Below are 19,695 nucleotides of genomic sequence, written 5' to 3'. Positions count from 1 at the left end.
TTTTCGCCACCTCCGGGGAAAACCCTTCTTGAAGGGGAGTATTTCATGGTCAGGGGGGGATAAATATCGCCTGTGGACTTCTGGAATATATGGATTGGCAGGTTCAAGAGAAGAGAGGAGAGATTAATTAAGGGTGAGTCGAGGGGTTCAGGGAGGCAGGCAGATTGAAAAGGCCAGTGATCAGGGTCTGGCTGACCAAGGGAACGTCATTTGTCCCTCTTTCACTTTCAGCCCCCAGCCCCTGGTCGCTGGCCTTGTGCTCCCCGCACAGTTCATCCTTATTATAGCAGGCAGGTATTGCCAAATTGTTGCGATTTTGTAATATTTTTTGCAGCCTTTCAAAGGAAAGGCCCCGCAGCAGGGAGAAATGATAAGTACCCAGGACCGTAACCTACGGCCGGAAATAAGGAGGAGCGACGATGGAAGACAACGGGATGGACCTCTTGGACAAGCTTTTCCGCGATATCGACGCGGCAAAGGTCAGGCTGAAGGTGAGGGAGCTCCGCGATGAGCACCCCGATCTCACCACTCATGAGCTCTGCCTTAAAGTCATCGAGGAAGACGCTTTTTTCGCCGGGCTCATCGGCGGGACCACCGCCGCGTTCCCCTGGCCCTGGACAATGATCCTTGTGGCGCCGGATCTCATTATGCTTCTTGGTCTCCAGAGCAGAATGGTTCTCAAGATAGCCTACCTTTTCGGCTTTGACCCTGCGGGCAGGGAGCGCGCCATGGAGGTGCTCGGCTGCCTTGGGGCTTCTGTGGGAGCCGTGGCAGGCACCTACGGAATCAAGAAGATGCTTGAGGGCCATGTCACAAGAAGACTCGTAAAGATGCTCATAAGGAAAGTGGTGACTTCCCTCGCCAGGAAGTCGGCATCACGGATGGCGCCGTTCCTCACCACCCTGGCCGGCGGCGCACTCAACTATGGAAGCGTGCAGCTCGTGGGGAAGACAGCTCTTCACTTCTATGAATCCCGCTGCAAGGAGGAGTCCCCTGAACCGGATTCTCCTTCTTCAGATGAAAAAGATCTCGACAGGCACAGCGGGCTCACAGAGGATGAAGATGAGAGGCCCGGGCCCCCCTCGGTGGAAGATATTGAGAGGGAGGTTGATGAAGAGATCGGCGCAGAGGAGCCTGCAGAGGAAGAGGAGTCCGGCGGAGACAACGTTGACGAGATAGACGAAGACTAAGGAGCATCCTCATCGACATCCCAGGCTTCTCCGGCCTCGAGACTCCTGAGGTGGGCCAGGATGAACTCGTCAATGAAGCCTTCAAGAACCTGGCTCACCTGCGTGGTGCGCACGCCGGTGCGGACATCGCGGACAAAGCGATCCCCCAGGGGGGAGTAAATCCTTATGATATCGGGCACATCCTGCCCCTTTTTCTTTTCGCCGCGCTTCCCCTTCAGCGCTTCACGGGCATTGAGCAAGTCGGCAGGCGAGTCTTTGTCATCAAGGCTGTCAACGGCTGCTGCAACGGTCCTGAAAGGCGCAACGGAGCCGCGCTCTTCGCCGCGCAGCACCAGCTTGTGGGTGCCGGCCTCTCCCTTCAGGAAGCCGTATACATTGGTGCCTTCAATAAGGATGCCAAGCTCCGATGCCTCAAGCTCTTCAATGCGCTTGAAAAGGCCCTGGAGCGAGTCGGCGGAAAGCCTGGTCCAGCAGGGCTCCATGGGGGGGCCTTTCCTGAAGTCAGGGATATGGGCCTTCACCTTGAGGCCCTTTTCCTCTATCCAGTGCACGTATTCGCCAGTTCTCACCATGACACCCGACTCATATCCTTTCCGCCCCGCCCAGGAGAGGTACATCTTCGCCAGGGCCGCCACCCACTCGGCGCGCTCCCTGGCCGAGCGCTCGCCCCTGACGGCCTGGCCGATGGCAGAAAGGTGCATGAGGGCTCGGCCGCTCTCCGAAAGATGGGCGCAGAGGAGCTCGATCTCCAGGAAATCAGCGTCACGGCAGAGATCGGTGTAATTCTGGGCCAGGTCGGCGCCGTAACGTGCGTCGCGCTGGCGCTTCGTGAGGGTGGCAAACTCCTCGAGGTAGGAGGCGCGGTCCGCGAGCTGCTCGAGGCGCTTGGTGAGGCGCTCCAGCTGGTATATCCTCTCGAAGGCTTTCATGCCCTCCCGGCCGTCGGAGCGGAACTCCTTTTTCCTTGTCTCTGCGAGGAGCCGTTTCCATTCAATCCTTATTCTTTCCACATTGTCGCTCTGCAGCCAGCGGTGAAGCCTCAGGCGGATCTCTGCAAAGCCTTCGACAAGCTCCGAGATCTGCATTTTTCTCTCAGTGGCGGCACTCAGCGACAGGGGAGCCTCTTCCTGCTTTACCACCTGCCGCGCTTCTGAGAGGGCCGTGGCATGAATCACCGTCCGGCCGTCTTCGCAGGACACTCCTATAAGGTACGGAGACGAGATCCTGTGCGATACCAGGTAATGGGCAAGAGGCACGTTGATGGACCTCTCAATCTCCCGCTTGAGAGGCCTGGCGCCATAGTGGGGGCTGAATCCCTTCTCGATGAGGAGCTCCATCATGGAGGGATCTACCTCCACAAGGAGGCTTCTCCTGGTAATCCCCTCGCGCTCGAGAAGCTTTGCAAGCTCCCGGGAGGCAACCTCCTCCATTGCGGCTCTGCCGAGAGGGTGGAACACGACGATGCCATCGAGCCTGTTGACAAACTCGGGGCGGAAGAAGTGCTCCACCTGGTCCCGGAAATGCTCCTCCACGGAGTGCATGGAGCTGTCCCGGCGGAGCCCCGGCTTTCGCTGTTCTTTAGCCGTGGCTCCCAGGTTCGAGGTCATGATGATGATGGCGCTCCTGAAGTCTGCCGTGCGGCCCTTGGCATCGGTAAGGCGCCCTTCACCAAGCACCTGGAGCATGCAGTCAAAAATGCTCCCGTGGGCTTTCTCGAACTCATCCAGGAGCACCACAGAGAAAGGCTGAAGCCTGATGCGCCTTATGAGCTCGCCTTCCTCGTCGCCATGAGGGGAGCCTATGAGCTTTGCCACGTTGAATGGCTCTGCATACTCGCTCATGTCGAAGCGGACAAGCCTCTCGCGGCTGCCGAAAAGGTATTCCGCGAGAGTCTTTGCCATCTCGGTCTTTCCCACGCCGGTAGGCCCTACGAAAAAGAGGCACCCCATGGGCTTCTGGGGATCGTTCAGGCCCGACTTGATGACGGTGACAAGATCCACAATGGTGCCTACGGCATGACCCTGGCCCTTGATTTGCTCGGAAAAGAACTTATCGATGCTTTTCGGCTCAAGAGTGAGATGATCGGAGAGAATAAACTCGGGGAGCCCCGTTTCCCGGGCAAAGGCGCTCACAATGAACTGCCTGGTGATTTCAGGCCGCTCCCTTGCACCCGTTTTTCCCGCGTCGGAGGCCACACGCTCAAGGAGCCCCACGGCTTTTCCCGGGAGAGAGAGGTAAGGCTGGAAGCGCCTGGTGAGCTCCAGGGCTGCCTCGGAGGCTGAAGGCCTGATGCGCACGCGGAAGTCGTTCTCCAGCGAAGCGGCATAGTTTCCCAGTATGCTGAGCGTCGAATTTTCATCAGGCTCTGCCATGGTGATGATCCTGAAGAGCGAGAAAAAGGAAGGATCGTAGCGCTCCCCGATGCTGAGGCGGCCCGGCGTGGTCTCGCCGATGATCACCACTGTCCCGTCGGCAAGGTAATTTTTCAGGAAATGGCCTATGTTCTCATCGCTCTTGCTCCACCGCCCCGCCTCCAGAAGGCCCACGATGTCATCAATATGGAGGATATGGCGTTTCTTTTTCACCTCTTCAACAATGTTCTGCACCTTTTCCTGCCATTCCCCGATATAGCTGCAGCCTGCAATAAGGCTGCCTGCACTGGTGTGCCACACCTGCCTCTTCCGGAGGGCCGGGGGGCACTGCTCAGCAGTGATGCGCCGCACCACCTCATGTGCCACGGCTGTTTTTCCCGTGCCCGACTCGCCGACAAGGAGCACCGAGCTGCTCCTTTCCGACGAGAGGACCGCCATAAGCTCGTTTACCTCTCTTTCCCGGCCATAAGCCTTCAGAAGGCGGTTTTCCCGGGTTCTCGCGCTCAGGTTTATCCCGGCGCCCCTGAGGGCCCAGAAGCAGCCCTCGTCCTGTTCCTTCTCCTTCTTTTCCCGGAAGGGCTTCATCGGGGTGAAAGCCACCTCGATCTCGTCAAGGAACTCCTGGCGCTGGTAACAGTAGGGCAGGATCTCCTCCAGGGTGAAGCTGCTGAAATAGGCGGCAATCTCCCTTGTGGCCGCCTCACGGAGCTCGGCCATCGAGTAGCAGTAGAATGAAAGAGGCGGTGAGGCGAGCTTGGGAGCACTTACCAGGAGCTGCGAGCCCTCCTCGGGTGTCACCATGAGGCTCACTGTCAGCTTTACCCTGTCGTGGCGCTTTTTCCCCCTGCTGTCAGAGGGGCGCAGCTCCACCTCGACCTTTTCGAGAGTCTCTCCCGGCCGATGGTTGCTGAGCATGGCCAGATGTGAGGGATCAACCCGCGCAAGCCATTTTTCCAGGGCAATACGCACGTCGTCTTTCACTTCCTCGAGTATGGGCCCGTAGGAGGAAAGACTTGAAGAGGCAGGTTGCACGGCATCATCGATGGGGACCGGGACGTAGTGAATGCCTGGCAAGGTAACGGTATAGGTGCCGTTTTCATGCTTCTGGACAAAGAGCCGGAATTTCTGCTTCATGGTGCCCTTCTGCCCTCATCAGGGGAACTTTTCAGGTCAAAAAGATGAGCCTCTCATCTTTTCAGGTCAACAGGATGAGCTTCTGCCTCTTCAGGGGAACATGGTGAGCTTGTCCTCAAGGCGCATAAGGTCATCATAGGCCGAGGAAAGGGCGATGCGCCTGATGCGGATCGTACCCTCCCCCCTGTGGTTGGAGCCTTCATCAGTGGTGAAGAGTACCTTGAAGCCGCAGTTCCTGGCGATCTCGATGGTGCGATCATCATAGCCTCCATAGGGCCAGGCAAGGTAGTCGGTGAGAATGCCAAGATGGTTGTAAATATAAATGCGCGACTTGCAGAGATCCCTGATAAGCTGGCTCGAGGTGATCCTGCCGTCCCGCAGATCCCATTGCACTTTCTGATGAAGGGCGTTGGTGTGTGAGCCGATGTAAAAAAGGCCGCTGTCTCTCAGCACACGGAGCTGCTTCCAGGAAAGGTGCCCTGTTTCGCTTCTTTCCCCGTTTTCGGTGATCTTGCTCACCACGAGGAACACCACGGCGGGGAAGCGGTATTTTCTGAGTATGGGGAGGCCGTAATGATAAATCCCGTCATACCCGTCATCAAAGGTAATCATCACCATCTTCTGCCTGGTAGGCTTCCTGCCCTTGAGAAAGGCCACGGCCTCTTCCATTCCCACGGGGTAATAGTCATGGGTCCTCAGGTACCTCACCTGGGCCTCGAACATCTCAGGCGTCGTGGTCATAATGTCTTTTGCCACGGGGGCAATCTGGTGATAGCAGAGAATCTGGAGCCTGGGAGTGAGATCGTCATCTGAAAAAGCCGGTATGGCTGTAGCAGCAATGAGCAGCAGAACCAGAATGATCCGTTTCATGGTGTGGGCAACCTCCGCCATAGCTGGTAAGTGGAGCGTGAAGATAAATTCATTAAGGACGGAAAATTTCCTTCTGGAGGTGCACCTTGACCGCCAGATTTATGCCGGCAGGAGGTATGGCTTTGCGTCGCCAACTCTTTCATCATGGATCACCGGAGCTACTTTGATCATATGGCTTCCCGATGGGATGAGCAGGCCAGCCACGATCCATTGCGGCTGGCCCTCATAGCGGAGGCCCTTGAGCTTTTTCCCGGGGCCCGGGTCCTTGATGCCGGCTGCGGCACGGGGGTCTTCACTGATTTCATGGTCAGGGCCTTTGATGGGGCTCTCGACGTGGTGTGTGCCGATTTTTCGGGAAAGATGCTCGAGGAGGCTGAGAAAAAGCTTTCATCCCGAAGCGGAGTGTCGTTCTGCCGGGCCGATCTTACCACTGACACAGTGCCCGGGAGAGCTTTTGACAGGATAATCTGTTACTCGTGCTTTCCCCACTTTGCCGACAAGAGAAGGGCCCTCGCCAACCTGAGACGCCACATTACACCGGGCGGCTTCCTGCTGATAGCCCACTCGGAGAGCTGCAGCAGTATCAATGAGCTCCACAGCCGCCTTGAAGGGCCTGTGCGGCACGACATGCTCCCGGGCCCTGATGAAATGAGAAAAATGCTGCAAGAGCTCCGGTTCTCAAAGGTTGCCATTACCGATAAGCCCCACCTGTATCTTGTGAAAGCGAGCCCTGCCTGATTATTTCCCCTGGAGCTCGTCAGCAAGAGGCCCCGCATCGTAAAGCTTCCTGAGGGCTTCTATGATGGCCGCCGCGTGGACTGCCACGGCGCGGTTTGTCTTGTCGGAAAAGATGAAGCGCCCTGCCAGGCTTTCCATGTTCCCGTCAAAAATGAGTCCCACGAGCTCGGCATCTCGCGTGATGACAGGAGAGCCCGAGTTCCCTCCCGTGATGTCGGCAGTGGAGACGAAATTGAATGGCGTGGCCAGGTCTAAGCTGTCCTTTTTCTCAAGGTAACGCGGGGGAAGCCAGAAGTCCATTTTTCCCGAGAAGCTGTAAAAGCGGTCGTAGAGCCCGTAAATGGTCGTGACGGGAGGGGCGAGGGTGCCGTTCATCTCGTAACCCTTGATGGTGCCGTAGGCAAGCCTGAGGGTAAAGGTGGCGTCAGGGTAAGTGGTCCTGCCCTCGATGGCGAAGCGGGCTTTCGCAATATTCTCCGTGGCCGGCGTGACGACGCTCTCGATATTCGCCTCGCGCCACTTGATGAATTCCCTCAGCTTTGGCTCCAGGGCGAGGGCAAGCCTCACCAGGGGATCGTCGGAGTTTTTCAGCGCCTTTTCGCCGCCCTCGATGAGGGACCAGCGGTAGGAAGGGTCTTTGAGCTTTGTGTCCCTGACAAGCTCCCGGGCCCTCACCTGCGGCGTTTTCCCCCCCAGGAGCACTTTCACGAAGGGATCGGCCTCGCCGAGCTTTTTCCTGGAAAGCTCCATGTTGAAGGCCAGGAGCGCCTCCTCAAGGTCGTCATAGAGGGGCTCAGGCGAGAGGTTCACGAACTTCCATGTGTCAATCTGCGAGTCATGGTAGCCGTTCAGCCGCTCGCCATCGGGCTTCTTTGTCTCCATGATGAAGAACACCACCTGCGTGGCTATTGCAGGGAGCCTGTGACCTTTGAGGGCCTGGTAGCGCTCGTGATCATAGCGTTGTCCGTATTTCTTCATGGCGGCGGCAATCTGCTCCCAGGAGGCGCCGGCCTCTTTCCTGAGGGCGGCGCTGGCATTCACCGTAGAGCGGAGACGATCCTCGCGAGCCTTGAAGTCCTCGCTGAAGGCACGCTCCCTGAGCCCTTCGTATTCTCCGGCCAGGGCCTTCTGGGAGTTGCCATAGGAGAACCTGAGGGTGGCGGCGCGGCGCTTCTCTTCGGGACCTTTCGCGGAGTATTTATCAAGGGTTTTGAGGGATCCGTCGAGCCACGTGAGTATTGCAGGGTAGCTGTGGTCACGGTTAAAGAGATACTGCGAGTATGTGAGGAGGCGCTTCGTCGTGCCTGGATGGCCGCTCACGAAGACAAGCTCGCCATCCTTGCCTCCATTGGTGTTGAATTTGAAATAATGCTTCGGGTGTAATGGCTTCCCGTCCTCGTAGACGCGGAAGAGGGCGAAGTCGAGGTCATAGCGGGGGTAGGTGAAGTTATCCAGGTCGCCGCCATAGAAGGCGATTTGCTTTTCAGGAGCCATGACAAGCCTCACGTCGCGGTATTTCCTGAAGGCATAGAGCCAGTATTCGCCGCCATGGTAAAGGGTGATCACATCTGAGCGGAGCCCTGTTTTATTCATGGACTCCTTCTCGATGAGGGCCATCTCAGCTTTCCTTGCTTTGAGGGCCTTTTCGCCCGTGAGGTTCTTCACGGACTTTTTCACCCTCTCGGTAACATTTTCCGTAGAGACCAGCATGTTCAGCTCGAGGTCAGTGCACTTAATCTCCTCCTCAGGGCTCCTGGCGAGGTAGCCGTCGGTCACATAATCCTTTTTCTCCGACGACATTTTCTGGAGCTGCCCCACAGCCACGTGATGGTTGGTGAGCACAAGCCCCCCGGGGCTCACGAAGGAGCCGCTCCCGCCGTCATTGAAGCGCACGCTCGCAAGGCGCACATGCTCGATCCACTCCCTGGTGGCGGTGAAGCCGTATCTTGCCTTGAGGCGGGCAGCGGGAAGGTTGTCGAGGGTCCACATGCCCTCCTCGGCGGAAGCCTCAAAAGCCGCTGCGGCAAGAAAAAGTATGACAAGTACAGGAAGCAGGATGCGATGATGTTTCATGACGGTTACCTCTCTGATGGTTATCTCTGAAAGTCCATGAAGAATTTGGCACACTTTCCCATAAAACCTTCATGAGATAGCTCCGTATGGAGAGTCCAGGGGCCATTCTCCCGGCAGCTCCATGCTCCCTTCACGGGCCTGCCAGAGCCTCAGGCGGGAACGGGAGCTGTTGCCGGTTCCTTACGGTATCTGGAGGGGAACTGTCACTGACTTCTCATGCTCAAGCGTCCCCACGGCTTCGGCAAGCTTCAGGTAAGAGCTCTGCCTCCCCTCAAAATGAGCCTCGGGAAGACCATTTTACTGCAGATCCCTGATTCCCTTCCCGCCATGCTCCGCTTTACTTTTTTTCCGGAGAAGGGTATTACCACAGGGCGTTAAAATCCATAGGGAAGAAGCTATGGCTCAGTGGGCATTTCATAGGACAGCGGCTCAGTGGCCATTATATAAAACTGGTATAAATCATCTCTCATTTTACGGATGGCTGGGCCGATCCCAATGACACACTTCCAGAGAGAGCTTATCACGTCTCTTTTTCCCTCTATTTCTTTCCGGTCCTTCCTGTATGATGTGTTCTTAATTCTTTTCTGAGTCGCCATTGTGATGAGCCTCCTTTACTTCCGAGCTGGTCTGTTGCCTGATATCCGGGACTTTTTTCTCTCCGGGGAATCTCTGTTTCTCTCTCTGTTACCTATCTGCCAGGATAAATATTCCATTCAGAGAGACAGGCATTCTTTTAGAAGATAAAGAGGCTTTGCCGGGTGATCTTTATGAGGCCCCTGCACATTGAAATGCATTGTCACAGTCATACTCAGTTCCCGTTTATTCTCCACACGCTGATATGCCAGGAGCCCTTGTTGAACGAGGCGAGGAGCGGCTTCTCGGGGTGGAACTCGAGGGCCCGTGAGTGTTCCGGGTATTTTACGGAATTACCCGAGAGGGGCTTGAGAATCGGGCGGTGCCATGCTCCCCGCCTCCAGATCTCCAGCTGGCCGTTTCCTCCATAGGAGGCCTCTGAGCGCACGGCGCACCACTCCCCGTCGCGGGAGAGGGAAAGTGAAACCGCGTTGTTGAGGCACGTAAGCGGAATCCTTATTTTCCGCGCAGCAGGTGAACATTTCCTCATAGCGCCAGAGGAGGCGGCCTTCACGGCTGTCCCAGAGGGCTATCTCTCCCTGGGCTGACAGGGAGGCGATACAATCACCTGCGGGAGCCCATGCCGCTCGCGCCGTGCCTGCCGGAATGCTGATCTTTCCTGCAGGAGCAAGGCCTTTTTCGAAGCCGAAGATATCGATGCCGCCAGGCCCGCACCAGGCAGCGCCCGGCCTGCATGGATTCCAGAGGAAGCGCACCGGCGCACCGCGGAGTCCTCCCGAAGGTGTCACTTACCGAGAGGATGGCGCCTCGTGACAGGAGAAAGTCCACCATCTCTTTCTGGTCATAATACTCTGCATAATAGAGCGGTGTCCACCTGAACACCTCATCGGCACTGTTCGGATGAGCTCCATGCTCGATGAGGAGCTTCGCGACAGCTACATTGCCCGACATCGCCGCCTCGTGGAGAGGCTGGGCGCCGCCGTCATCACAGGGGTATGCAGAGGCGCCCTTCTCGATGAGAAGCCCGGCGGCTTCCAACTGGCCAAGAGCTGCCGCATAATGGAGGGGCCTTGCTCCTTCATTGTCCTTGGCGTTGAGATCCGCGCCCTTCTCGATAAAAAACGCCGCCAACGCGGTGTTTCCACGTTCTGCCGCAAGATGGAGGACTGTCGCACCTGAAGCGTCCACAGGCACCTTCACCAGATATCCGTCCCGGCCGGCAAGCTCCTCCGCCTTGGAAGCGTCGCCCTCCACGACAGCACTCTTCAACATCTCTTTCTTTTCCTTCAAGGCTTTTCCAAAGGTTCCAAGAAACTCCGCCATCGCCTGCCTGCCCTGTTTCAATGCATAGTCTGCAAGCAACTCTCCGCCGGGGGCTTTGAGATAGATCCTCTCGGGTAAGATCCCGAGCATCTGGTTCACCACCTCCATGTCTCCATGGAGGACCGCCTCGAGGAAGCGTTTCTTTTCGCTTTCCTCCTGCTTACAGGCTTTATACCGGGGTGAAAAATCGATGGAACTCTCATGTTTTCTCCTGAACCATGGGATGATGACCGCATATAGCACATAGTACCCTGCCAGGATAAGAAGGATCATCAGTACCAGATCCCGTTTCCCGAGGGAAATCCCCTCCAGGCTGCCGCGGTGGATGATCGCGTGCAGCACGAATCCTGTGATGAGAACAACATAAAGAAAGGATACATTGAGAAAATCACCTGGAAAGAAATCCTTTTTCAGGAGCTTCTGAACAATGATTCCCAGGGTATAAGCAATAAACAGAATGAGCAGGAAGTCGCGGTGCATGGTTTTATTGTAGGGGAAATCTGCGCAGAAATCAAGGCAGGAGCGGTCCATGGCGTCCGGATTACCGATGAATGATTCCCGTGGATGAGTGTGCTCCACTTGACTTTTTTCCCGGGGGAGGGTATTATTCACAGGATTGATATCGTGTGAGGAAAGTATGGAAACTGCGGCAACAGGCAGGAAGAAAGAAAAGGGACCCTTCAAGGGGCGGTCAGTGTCGGTGGTGGGCGACCTCTCCCTTGATGAGCAGTATTACCTTTACCAGAAATCGCGGGAGCTCAAGGAAACCCTCAGGACAGGGGGCGATACCTCGGCGTTCTGCGTAGATGATCCCCTGATGGCCATCTATATCCTTTTTCTCGAGGACAGCACGAGGACCAGGGAATCCTTCATCAACGCCGCCCGCTTTCACAGGACCAAGCTCAACATATTTGACGCCGATTCATCTTCGTTCTCCAAGAACGAGAGCTACCGTGACACTTTCAACATGCTCTGCGGCTACAGCCCCTATTCTGTCTTTGTCATGAGAACAAAGCTGGAGGGAGTGTGCCGGTGGCTTGATACCTCTGTTGCAGAGTTCGCCGCGCGCCACGGGATAGAGAAGCCCGCCTTCATCAACAGCGGCGACGGCAAGCATGAGCACCCCACCCAGGAGTTCCTTGACGAGTTCACTTTTCTGGAGCACCTGGGATGGAAGCGCGGGAAGATAAGGATTGCCCTTATCGGCGACCTTTTCCACGGGAGGACCATCCATTCCAAGCCTGACGGTCTCTGCATCTTCCAGGAGGTCTCCGTCGATCTCGTGGCACCTGAGGAGCTTGCCATGCCCTCCTACTATATTGAGAAGATGGAAGGGAACGGCTTCAGAGTAAGGCATTTCTCCTCGATAGAGGAGTATCTCTCGCAGGACGACGTGGCCGATATATGGTATTTCACCAGGCTTCAGCTTGAGCGCATGGGAGAAAAGATCCTGCAGAAGGAGCACCAGCTCAGGCAGGCCGTTACCTTTGAAAAGAGCTTCCTGGAGAAATACCGCCTTCCCGATGACACAAGGTTTTATCATCCCCTTCCCCGGAACAAGGAATACCCCACGATACCCTCGTTTCTCGATGAAACTCCCCTCAACGGATGGGAAAGCCAGTCAATCAACGGCTACTATACCAGGACGGTGCTCCTTTCAATGCTCGGCGGGGCCACAGGTCTTGACTTCCAGGGTGCCAGCCCTGAAATCCCCTCCGCCAATGACGACTTCATTGAGGAAGTGACGCCGGTGGAGAAGGTAAAGCCCGATTACAAGGTGGGCATAAAACCCATTGAGACCGGCATAGTGATAGATCATATCGAGAAGGGCGAGGACGAGGGGACTATCTGGGACCACATCGACAGGACCAGGAAAATCCTGGCCCTGAATCGCATGAGCTCTCATGGGGTCTACAGGGGAGAGAATGACGGCAGATTCAAGGGCATCATCTCGGTGCCGGGATTCCTGGGCTTCGGTCCCAGGGAGATGGAGAAGCTTGCCGCCGTGAGCCCCGAGTGCACCCTTAATGTAGTGAAGGAGTGGAAAGTGGTCCGCAAGTTCAGGCTTCACATGCCTTGGCGCATCGAGAATTTCGGGCAGACAAGCTGTAAAAACGTTGACTGTATCTCTCATCCTTCCCATCATGAGTATACTAAGCCCATATTTCACCGTATGCTGGGCCATGTCTTCAAGTGCCACTACTGTGACAGGCTCCACAATTTCAAGGAGATATGGGATCTGTGAGGTGGCTTCAATGAGGATTTTTTCAGAGTACGCAGGGAGAATTGCCCAGGCAGGCCTGGAGATAAAGGCTATCAGGCTTGACGCCAGGGAGCCCTTTCAGTGGGTCTCCGGTTACAGGATGCCCATATATAATGACAACAGGATGTTCCTTTTTTTCCCGGAATACAGGAAGCTCATCACCGGTGCCTTTGATTGTATCATCAAGGAAAAGAACATTGCTTATGAGGTCATTGCCGGCACCGCTACGGCGGGAATACCTTTTGGAATGGCCCTCGCTGAAAGCCTGCAGGCGCCATTCGTCTATGTGAGGCCGGAGGCCAAGGACCACGGAATGGGATGCCAGGTTGAAGGCCTTGGAAGGGGGAATACCCTCGGGGGCAGAAAGGTAGTGCTTATCGAGGATCTCATCTCGACGGGAAGAAGCTCCGCCCTGGCCGTCAGGGCCCTGAGGGCTGCCGGCGGTACCGTCTCTCACTGCCTGGCCGTATTCAGTTATGGCTTTGATGAAGCCGAGGAGCTCTTCCTCTCAATGAGGCCGCCCTGTGAGCTGATTCCCATCTTCGCCTATGATGTGCTGCTGGAGAAAGCCCTTGAAACAGGCTATCTGAGCCAGAATGAAGTATCGATCCTGAGAGAATGGCGCCATGATCCATTCGGGTGGGGAGCAAAGCATGGATTTCCTCGAGTGGTGAAAGGAGAATGAGATGAACTATCTGGATGTCCTGAAAAAAAGCGCCCAGGAGACCTCGAGCATCGTGTGCATAGGGCTGGACCCTGTAATTGAGGCAATGCCCGCTCACCTCGCATCGGAGGGCATTGCGGGAGTGCCTGAATTCTACAGGGCGCTCTTCGACAGGATGGCGCAGGTAGGATCCAGGCCGGGAGCCTTCAAGCTGAATCATGGTTTTTACCTGAAGTATGACACTCCCCTGGAGGGTTCCTTCAGGGGGAGCCACGTGATGGCCCAGGTCATCGGCGAGATCAGGAAACGCTTCCCCGGAATCCCTCTTATCCTCGATTACAAGCGCGGCGATATCACCACTTCGTCGGCCAATTACGCCGATGAGGGCTTCCTGTCCTGGGGCGTTGATGCCGTCACCGTGTCGCCATTCATGGGCTCAGATTCGATTCTGCCCTTTGCAGAATATTGCAATGATGAAAAGGGGCGCGGTGTATACCTGCTGAACAGGAACTCCAACAAGGGTGCCCTGGACTTTCAGAATCTCATGGTGCTGGAGGGTGAGCACAAGGTCCCCCTTTACATTGCCATTGCCGAAAAGATCGTCAAGTGGGCGAAAGAGCGGCCTGGTGTCGGCGCCGTAGTCGGTGCCACCTCCCCTGAAGAGCTCACCGATATCGCGAAGCTTTATGTAAACCGCCATATTCCCCTCCTCATTCCCGGCGTGGGAGCCCAGGGGGGATCGGCAGGCGATGTGGCGCGGCGCCTGCGCAACGTGGGATATGATCTCTCAATGGTGCGGATCAGCAGCTCAAGCGGCATCACCCACCCATGGCAGCGGGCCAGGAAAAAGGTTCCCTCCAACTGGCCGGAGGTGTCCGTTGCCGAACTGGTGACGCTGAATGACGAGATTGCCTTCAGGCAGGTGGGATGATGGGAGGCTGCTCCCCCGCCGAGGTTCTTGCCTGTCTCTCGTCCCCGGCGCTGAAGTGCGCCACTGTCTCCGGCATATTGACCACGAAGCCCTCTCTCATCGAATGGGTGGACCGCAATGTTCCCGGCATTGATGTCATTACGACCAAGAGCTACCAGGTGATGCCTGATGCTGGCAACAGGGAACCTGTCCTTGTAGAGGCAGGCATAGGCTGCTACGGGAACGCTGTGGGCCTTCGAAACCCCGGTATGGAGAAGGGCTTTGATGAGCTTTTGAGCCTCAGGAGCCGCCATTCGATGCGGGCGCTGCTGAATATCTCCCTTTCCGGGAATTCTGTTGACGATTTTGCGCTGCTGGTAAAAAAGTTTGAGCCTGTGGCGGACCTGCTGGAGCTCAATTTCTCCTGTCCCCATGCCGGAGAAGGCTATGGCTCTTCAATCGGCAGTGATGCCGCGCTGACGGCCCGGTATGTGAAAGCTCTCAGAGCCCTCACGTCAAAGCCCCTTTTCCCCAAGCTCACTCCCAATGTGCCCAGCATAGAGGCCGTTGCCGTGGCTGCGATGGCCTCGGGGGCTGATGGCATAGCAGCCATCAACACGGTGGGCCCTGAAGTCTATTATGAGCCGCACACGGGGATGCCCATCCTTTCAAACCCCAGGGGACATAAGGGCGGGAAATCAGGCCGGTGGATACTTGATGAGGCATTGAGCAAAATAGCAGCAATAAGGGGTGAAATCGGCCCCGGAGCGCCTCTCATCGGTATGGGAGGTATCACCACTGGTGCCGATGTGAGGGCAATGCGCGAAGCAGGTGCCCAAACCGTGGGCCTGGGGAGCCTCTTCATACGCGTTCCCCACCCGGTGCGCCCTGCTTTTGTAAAGGCTCTCAGGGATGACACGGAACAGGGCACATGCCTGTCGGGCGAGCTTCTGATAAATGAAAGGCTCATGGAATACCGCCCTTATAAGATATCCAGGAGGGAGCAGAAGGGCAGTGACCTCCTGCTCCTTACCCTCGATGGAGCCTGTGACTGCAGGGCAGGAGAGTATGTATTCCTGTGGGTGCCGGGTGCAGGGGAGAAACCTTTTTCAATGGCGTACGGAAATCCGATGACCTTTGTAATAAGAAAACGTCATTATGACAAGGCTCTGGAGCAGGGGATCGTGACAGAGGCATTGTTTTCGTTGAAAGTCGGCGATACTGTTCTTATCAGGGGACCCTATGGAAAAGAGGGGCCGCCGTGCGGCAGCAGCACCGTGATGGTAGTGGCGGGCGGCACCGGTATAGCCGTGGTGCCGGCCCTCCTTTCGATGCTCTCGGGAAAAGCCTCGCATATCAGAATCTATTATGGGGTGAAGAGGGGAGAGGAGCCCCTGTTTTCTGACCTCATCAGAGAGTATGGCCACCTTGAGACTGTGGCTGACCAGGATGAGCCTGGCGCCGTGCTGGGGAGCGTTTCCAGGGACCTGGAGTCCCGTAAGATCCGGCCTGACTGCTGCTATAACATCGGTCCTCCTCTCCTGATGGCAGAAGCCTCAAGGCTCCAGGAGACGGCAGGCGTCAGGGCAGAGAGAATCTGGAATTCACTGGAGACTCATACCATGTGCGGAGTTGGAATATGCGGCGAATGTGAATGCGGCGGCCATCTCACCTGCCAGGAGGGGACCTTTGTCTCTTACGCTTTCCTGCAGGACCATGGCCTGGACCTGTCGTAAGAAGCATGAAAGTACGCCGGTTCCGGCGGGAATGTGGCATTAAGGCAGGAGCCGGAAGCCGCGATAAAGAAGAAAGACCTATGATTGATCCTCATGTCCATCTGAGAGACTGGAAACAGGCCTATAAGGAGACCCTTGCCCATGGCCTCAGGGTCGCCTTTGATGCAGGTCTTGACGGTGTTTTTGAGATGCCCAACACCGATCCCCCCCTCACGACCATGGAGAGGGTTCTTGAAAGAATAGCCCTTGCCGATTCAAGCGGAGTCCCCCTCTTCCACGGGATTTTCATGGGCCTTACGGCCGATCCGCAGCAGGTAAAGGAAGCCGTGGCAGCCCATAAATCGCTTTTCCCCCGCGTGGTAGGCCTCAAGCTCTACGCGGGAGGCGCCGGGGGAGCTCTCGCCGTCAATGACGACGAAGGGCTGGCGAATGTCATTACCGTTCTTGCAAAAACACATTATGATGGAGTGCTTGCTGTTCACTGTGAGAAGGAATCTTTGCTGAGAAGAGATCTCTTTGAGTGCTCGAGCCCTGAAACCTATGCCCTCGCAAGGCCTCATGAAGCAGAAGTCCGCGGGGTCGCCGAGTTTATAGCGAAAGCGGGAAAAGCGGGATTCCGCGGGATCCTCCATGTATGTCATGTATCGCACCCTGACACGATTTATGAGATTGAGCGCGAGAACGAGCGCGGGCTCTTTCCCATCACCTGCGGTATTACCCCCCATCACGCGCTTCTTCATACCGGCATGATGAAGGGCCCACGGGGGGGCAGCCTTATAATGAACCCGCCCCTTCGCAGCGAGGAGGTGCAGCGCAGGCTCCTCGGGCTTCTCATGAACGGGAGGATTGACTGGATAGAGACCGATCATGCACCCCACCTTCTCAAGGAAAAGCTGAACAGGAAAGATCCCCTCCCCGGAGTGCCGGGATTGCCCTTTTATCCTCGTTTCATTGCAAAGCTGAAGGAGATCGGGATGCCGGCGCGCATCATTGAAAGGGTTACGCACCGCACCATAGAGAGGGCTTTTGGAATCGACGTGGCGCGCATCATCCATCCGCCTTCGCAGCCCCTGGAAAAGGAATATGATTTTGACCCCTTTGCATGCCTGAATGACCTGTGAAACAAAAGAGAGGAGCGACTATCATGGGGATGGGGAGATTAAAGGTAGCAATGACTCTTATCATGACGGCCCTGTTTGTTGCCGCAATGGTGGCTTCCCTCTGGTGCCAGCAGATTACCACCGATGAACAGGGAACTGCCTGCTGCAAAGAGGCGAAGCGCATCCTGGGCCTGCTGGGAGTTAAGATAGACAGGGATATTCTTATCATGGTCAGGCCTTATGATGAGGTGCAGGTGCAGCACAATTCAGGCGGCGGCCGTGCTGTCGAGGTGGGAGGCTATTATCAGTCTCACAGTCCTGAAAGCATATGGATTGTAGCCGGCCTCTCCAGGAGCAAGGCTATCGCCGTCCTGGCTCATGAGCTTGCCCATGCCTGGCAGTCCTCGAACAGTCCTCTCCAGGACAGAACTCTCAAGGAGGGCTTCGCCGAGTGGTGCAAATGGAAGACCCTCCTGGCCCTGGGAGAACTCAGCCTCGCGGGGAGACTTCTCTCTCTGGATGACCCCGATTATGGCAGGGGTTTCAAGATTTTCTGCAATGTCGAGGAAAAAGGCGGCATCCCGGCAGTGATCCAATATGCCCGCACGGCCACAAAGCCCTGAGCCAGATGCCCCTCTTTATCTTTAAGACAGGAGTCGGGGGGCGGAAGGAAGAAGGGCATTTCTCATGAGGGAACTTGAAACACCGCGGCTCCGCCTGATTCCTCTCACCGGAGAGGAGCTTTGCCTCTGCCGCAGCGGTCGTCACGTAATGGAGAAACGGCTGGGTCTTGAAATGACGGTAAGCCCCCTTGACCGGGAGACTGCCGAGGCCCTTGAGGCAGCCCTTGAGGCGATGATTTCCCTTGTGGAGGAAGACCCGGAGAATTACCTGTGGAACACCAACTGGGAGATAGCGCTCAGGGAGCAGAACAGGATAATCGGGGGCCTATGCTTTCATGGCCCCCCCGATTCTGAGGGAAGAGTGCAGCTTGGCTATATCATGCAGGAGGCTTACCGCTGCCGGGGCTATATGACGGAAGCGCTGAGGGCCGTATGCTCCTGGGCTCTTTCAATCCCCGGCGTGGCCATGGTGACAGCCGAGACTGAGAAGGACAACATGCCTTCCCAGAGGGTCCTTGTGAATATTGGAATGATGAGGACCAGGGAAACCGGGCGCACTTACTGGTGGGCCCTCACCTCTCTCAGGCAGTGAGAGTTTTTATCTGAATAGGAATAAGGGCGATAAAGCACGAAATCATTACTCCATGAGTGAGCCAATTCGTTGTGACTGTTTGAGCAATTCACCCTTATTCATGATGCTCGGAGTAAAGGAAAGGAGCTGCTTATGAAAATCGTGGTTTTGAGTGGAAGCCCCAAGGGCCCCCACAGCGTAACCCTTCATTACATCCGCTACCTGGAGAAGTATTTTGACATGCATACCTTCAGGGTCTTTCACACAGGCATGGAAATAGGCCGTTATGAAAAAAAGCCCGATGCCCTGAAAGAACTGGCCGAGGAGATTGAGGCCTCCGATGCGGTGATATGGTGTTATCCGGTCTATGTCGGCCTTGTGCCGGCCCAGATGAAGCGTTTTATTGAGCTTGTTTTCGAAGGCGGCTTTGCTGAGGCCTTCAAGGGCAAGTATGCGACGACCTTCACCACGTCGGCCCATTTCATGGACAACGTGGCCCATGCTTACACGGAGGCTGTCTCTTCAGATCTGTCAATGAGATATGTCGAGGGATACTCTGCCGGGATGGATGATCTTATCAAGAAGGAAGAGCGCCACAGGATTATCACTTTCATGCGCGCCTTTTTCCTCCATGTGGAGGAAAACTGGCCGGGAAAGCAGCCTTTCCTTCCGCCTTCCGCCAGGCTTTCGGAATACAAGCCAGGCAAGATAGCCGATGTCCCTAAGAAGGGCTCACGAAAAATCGTGCTCTTTACCGATGCGGAAGAAAAGGATGTAAACCTCTCGCGCATGACGGAAGTCCTGGCGAAATCGCTTGCCAATCCCCTTGAGATCATCAACATAAGGTCAATTTCCATGCGGGGGGGGTGCCTGAGCTGCTACCGGTGCGTGTCGGAGAATGAATGCTCTTACAAGGACGGATTCACGAAGATTTACAGGGAGCATCTGATGCCGGCCGATGCCATCATTTATGCAGGGACGATCAGGGACCGCTTCCTCTCGGCGCGCTGGAAGATGTTCTATGACCGCAGCTTCTTTAACGGGCACCGCCCTACTACCTCGGGAAAGCAGGCAGCCTTCCTCTTCTCGGGCCCACTGGCCCAGAACCCCCAGATTGTCCAGTACCTTGAATGCATAGCCGGCGCAGGGCAGGTGCACAACCTGGGGATTATCACCGACGAGGGATCATCGGCCGAGGTGACCGCGCGCCTGAATGCCCTGGCAAAGAAAATTCTCTGGAGCATCGGCGAGGGCTTCATCAGGCCCCTGACCTTCCCCGGCGTGGGAGCCCATCTTCTTTTCCGGGACCTCGTGTACACCCATCAATGGCTTTTCAAGGCCGATCACCTTTACTACAGGGAGCATGGGCTCTATGACTATCCCCAGAATGACGTGACAGAGAATATGAAGAAACACTTCTTGGGCCTCATGATGCTCTTTCCTTCGGGGCGGAAAGCCATGATACGGGAATCCAAGAAAAAAATGCTTGAGCCCTACCAGAAGGTAATCCAGGAAATGGCAGGGATGAAATGAC

The 19,695-nt window shown here is 56.1% G+C and carries 16 protein-coding genes; 10 read left to right on the top strand and 6 right to left on the bottom strand.

Features of this window, described 5'->3' with window-relative positions; all coding sequences use genetic code 11:
• Positions 1–419 precede the first annotated feature (419 nt).
• Positions 420–1,190, top strand: a complete 771-nt coding sequence (locus tag RDV48_24935) for an EcsC family protein (protein ID MDQ7826072.1) — start codon at positions 420–422, stop codon at positions 1,188–1,190.
• Here the strand turns inward: RDV48_24935 and RDV48_24930 are convergent.
• Entirely contained in the window at positions 1,187–4,696 is a 3,510-nt protein-coding gene (locus RDV48_24930; protein ID MDQ7826071.1) for an AAA family ATPase, read from the bottom strand. The two genes, RDV48_24935 and RDV48_24930, sit on opposite strands and share 4 nt — an antisense overlap.
• Positions 4,697–4,786: 90 nt before the next feature.
• Positions 4,787–5,566: a polysaccharide deacetylase family protein gene (locus tag RDV48_24925; protein MDQ7826070.1), complete on the bottom strand. Its 780-nt coding sequence runs from the start codon at positions 5,564–5,566 to the stop codon at positions 4,787–4,789.
• 144 nt (positions 5,567–5,710) lie between these two features.
• On the opposite strand from RDV48_24925, the gene RDV48_24920 reads away from it, so the two are divergent.
• Positions 5,711–6,304, top strand: coding sequence for a class I SAM-dependent methyltransferase (locus tag RDV48_24920; GenBank protein ID MDQ7826069.1), 594 nt, complete (start codon positions 5,711–5,713; stop codon positions 6,302–6,304).
• On the opposite strand, the gene RDV48_24915 is transcribed toward RDV48_24920, so the two are convergent.
• From RDV48_24915 to RDV48_24900, 4 genes are all read right to left on the bottom strand, one after another.
• On the bottom strand, positions 6,305–8,377 hold the full coding sequence (locus RDV48_24915) for a S46 family peptidase (GenBank protein MDQ7826068.1): 2,073 nt from the start codon (positions 8,375–8,377) through the stop codon (positions 6,305–6,307). It lies immediately after the preceding gene.
• A 395-nt stretch (positions 8,378–8,772) separates the two neighbouring features.
• On the bottom strand, positions 8,773–8,973 hold the full coding sequence (locus RDV48_24910) for a hypothetical protein (GenBank protein MDQ7826067.1): 201 nt from the start codon (positions 8,971–8,973) through the stop codon (positions 8,773–8,775).
• A 212-nt stretch (positions 8,974–9,185) separates the two neighbouring features.
• Positions 9,186–9,398 (bottom strand): hypothetical protein, encoded by a 213-nt coding sequence (locus tag RDV48_24905; protein MDQ7826066.1) that lies wholly within the window; start codon positions 9,396–9,398, stop codon positions 9,186–9,188.
• Positions 9,399–9,574: 176 nt separating this feature from the next.
• Positions 9,575–10,873 (bottom strand): ankyrin repeat domain-containing protein, encoded by a 1,299-nt coding sequence (locus RDV48_24900; protein ID MDQ7826065.1) that lies wholly within the window; start codon positions 10,871–10,873, stop codon positions 9,575–9,577.
• 58 nt (positions 10,874–10,931) lie between these two features.
• Here RDV48_24900 and pyrB point away from each other — a divergent pair, with 58 nt between their 5' ends.
• The 8 genes from pyrB to RDV48_24860 all read left to right on the top strand — a co-directional run bounded on the left by pyrB (position 10,932) and on the right by RDV48_24860 (position 19,694).
• Complete coding sequence (gene pyrB / locus RDV48_24895; GenBank protein MDQ7826064.1) at positions 10,932–12,539, top strand: aspartate carbamoyltransferase; 1,608 nt, start codon at positions 10,932–10,934, stop codon at positions 12,537–12,539.
• Between the two features lie 10 nt (positions 12,540–12,549).
• Positions 12,550–13,242, top strand: a complete 693-nt coding sequence (locus tag RDV48_24890) for an orotate phosphoribosyltransferase (GenBank protein ID MDQ7826063.1) — start codon at positions 12,550–12,552, stop codon at positions 13,240–13,242.
• Position 13,243: 1 nt separating this feature from the next.
• Positions 13,244–14,152, top strand: coding sequence for an orotidine-5'-phosphate decarboxylase (gene pyrF / locus RDV48_24885; GenBank protein ID MDQ7826062.1), 909 nt, complete (start codon positions 13,244–13,246; stop codon positions 14,150–14,152).
• Positions 14,149–15,867: a dihydroorotate dehydrogenase gene (locus tag RDV48_24880; GenBank protein MDQ7826061.1), complete on the top strand. Its 1,719-nt coding sequence runs from the start codon at positions 14,149–14,151 to the stop codon at positions 15,865–15,867. Before pyrF ends, RDV48_24880 begins: the two co-directional genes overlap by 4 nt.
• 80 nt (positions 15,868–15,947) lie before the next feature.
• Entirely contained in the window at positions 15,948–16,988 is a 1,041-nt protein-coding gene (locus RDV48_24875) for a dihydroorotase (GenBank protein MDQ7826060.1), read from the top strand.
• A gap of 29 nt (positions 16,989–17,017) precedes the next feature.
• Positions 17,018–17,590 (top strand): hypothetical protein, encoded by a 573-nt coding sequence (locus tag RDV48_24870; GenBank protein MDQ7826059.1) that lies wholly within the window; start codon positions 17,018–17,020, stop codon positions 17,588–17,590.
• A 64-nt stretch (positions 17,591–17,654) separates the two neighbouring features.
• Entirely contained in the window at positions 17,655–18,182 is a 528-nt protein-coding gene (locus RDV48_24865) for a GNAT family N-acetyltransferase (protein ID MDQ7826058.1), read from the top strand.
• Positions 18,183–18,314: 132 nt separating this feature from the next.
• Complete coding sequence (locus tag RDV48_24860) at positions 18,315–19,694, top strand: NAD(P)H-dependent oxidoreductase (protein MDQ7826057.1); 1,380 nt, start codon at positions 18,315–18,317, stop codon at positions 19,692–19,694.
• Position 19,695 lies beyond the last annotated feature (1 nt).

Source organism: Candidatus Eremiobacterota bacterium (genome assembly GCA_031082125.1).
Lineage (GTDB): Bacteria > Vulcanimicrobiota > CADAWZ01 > CADAWZ01 > Ess09-12 > Ess09-12.
This window is presented reverse-complemented; position numbering and strand designations above follow the sequence as displayed.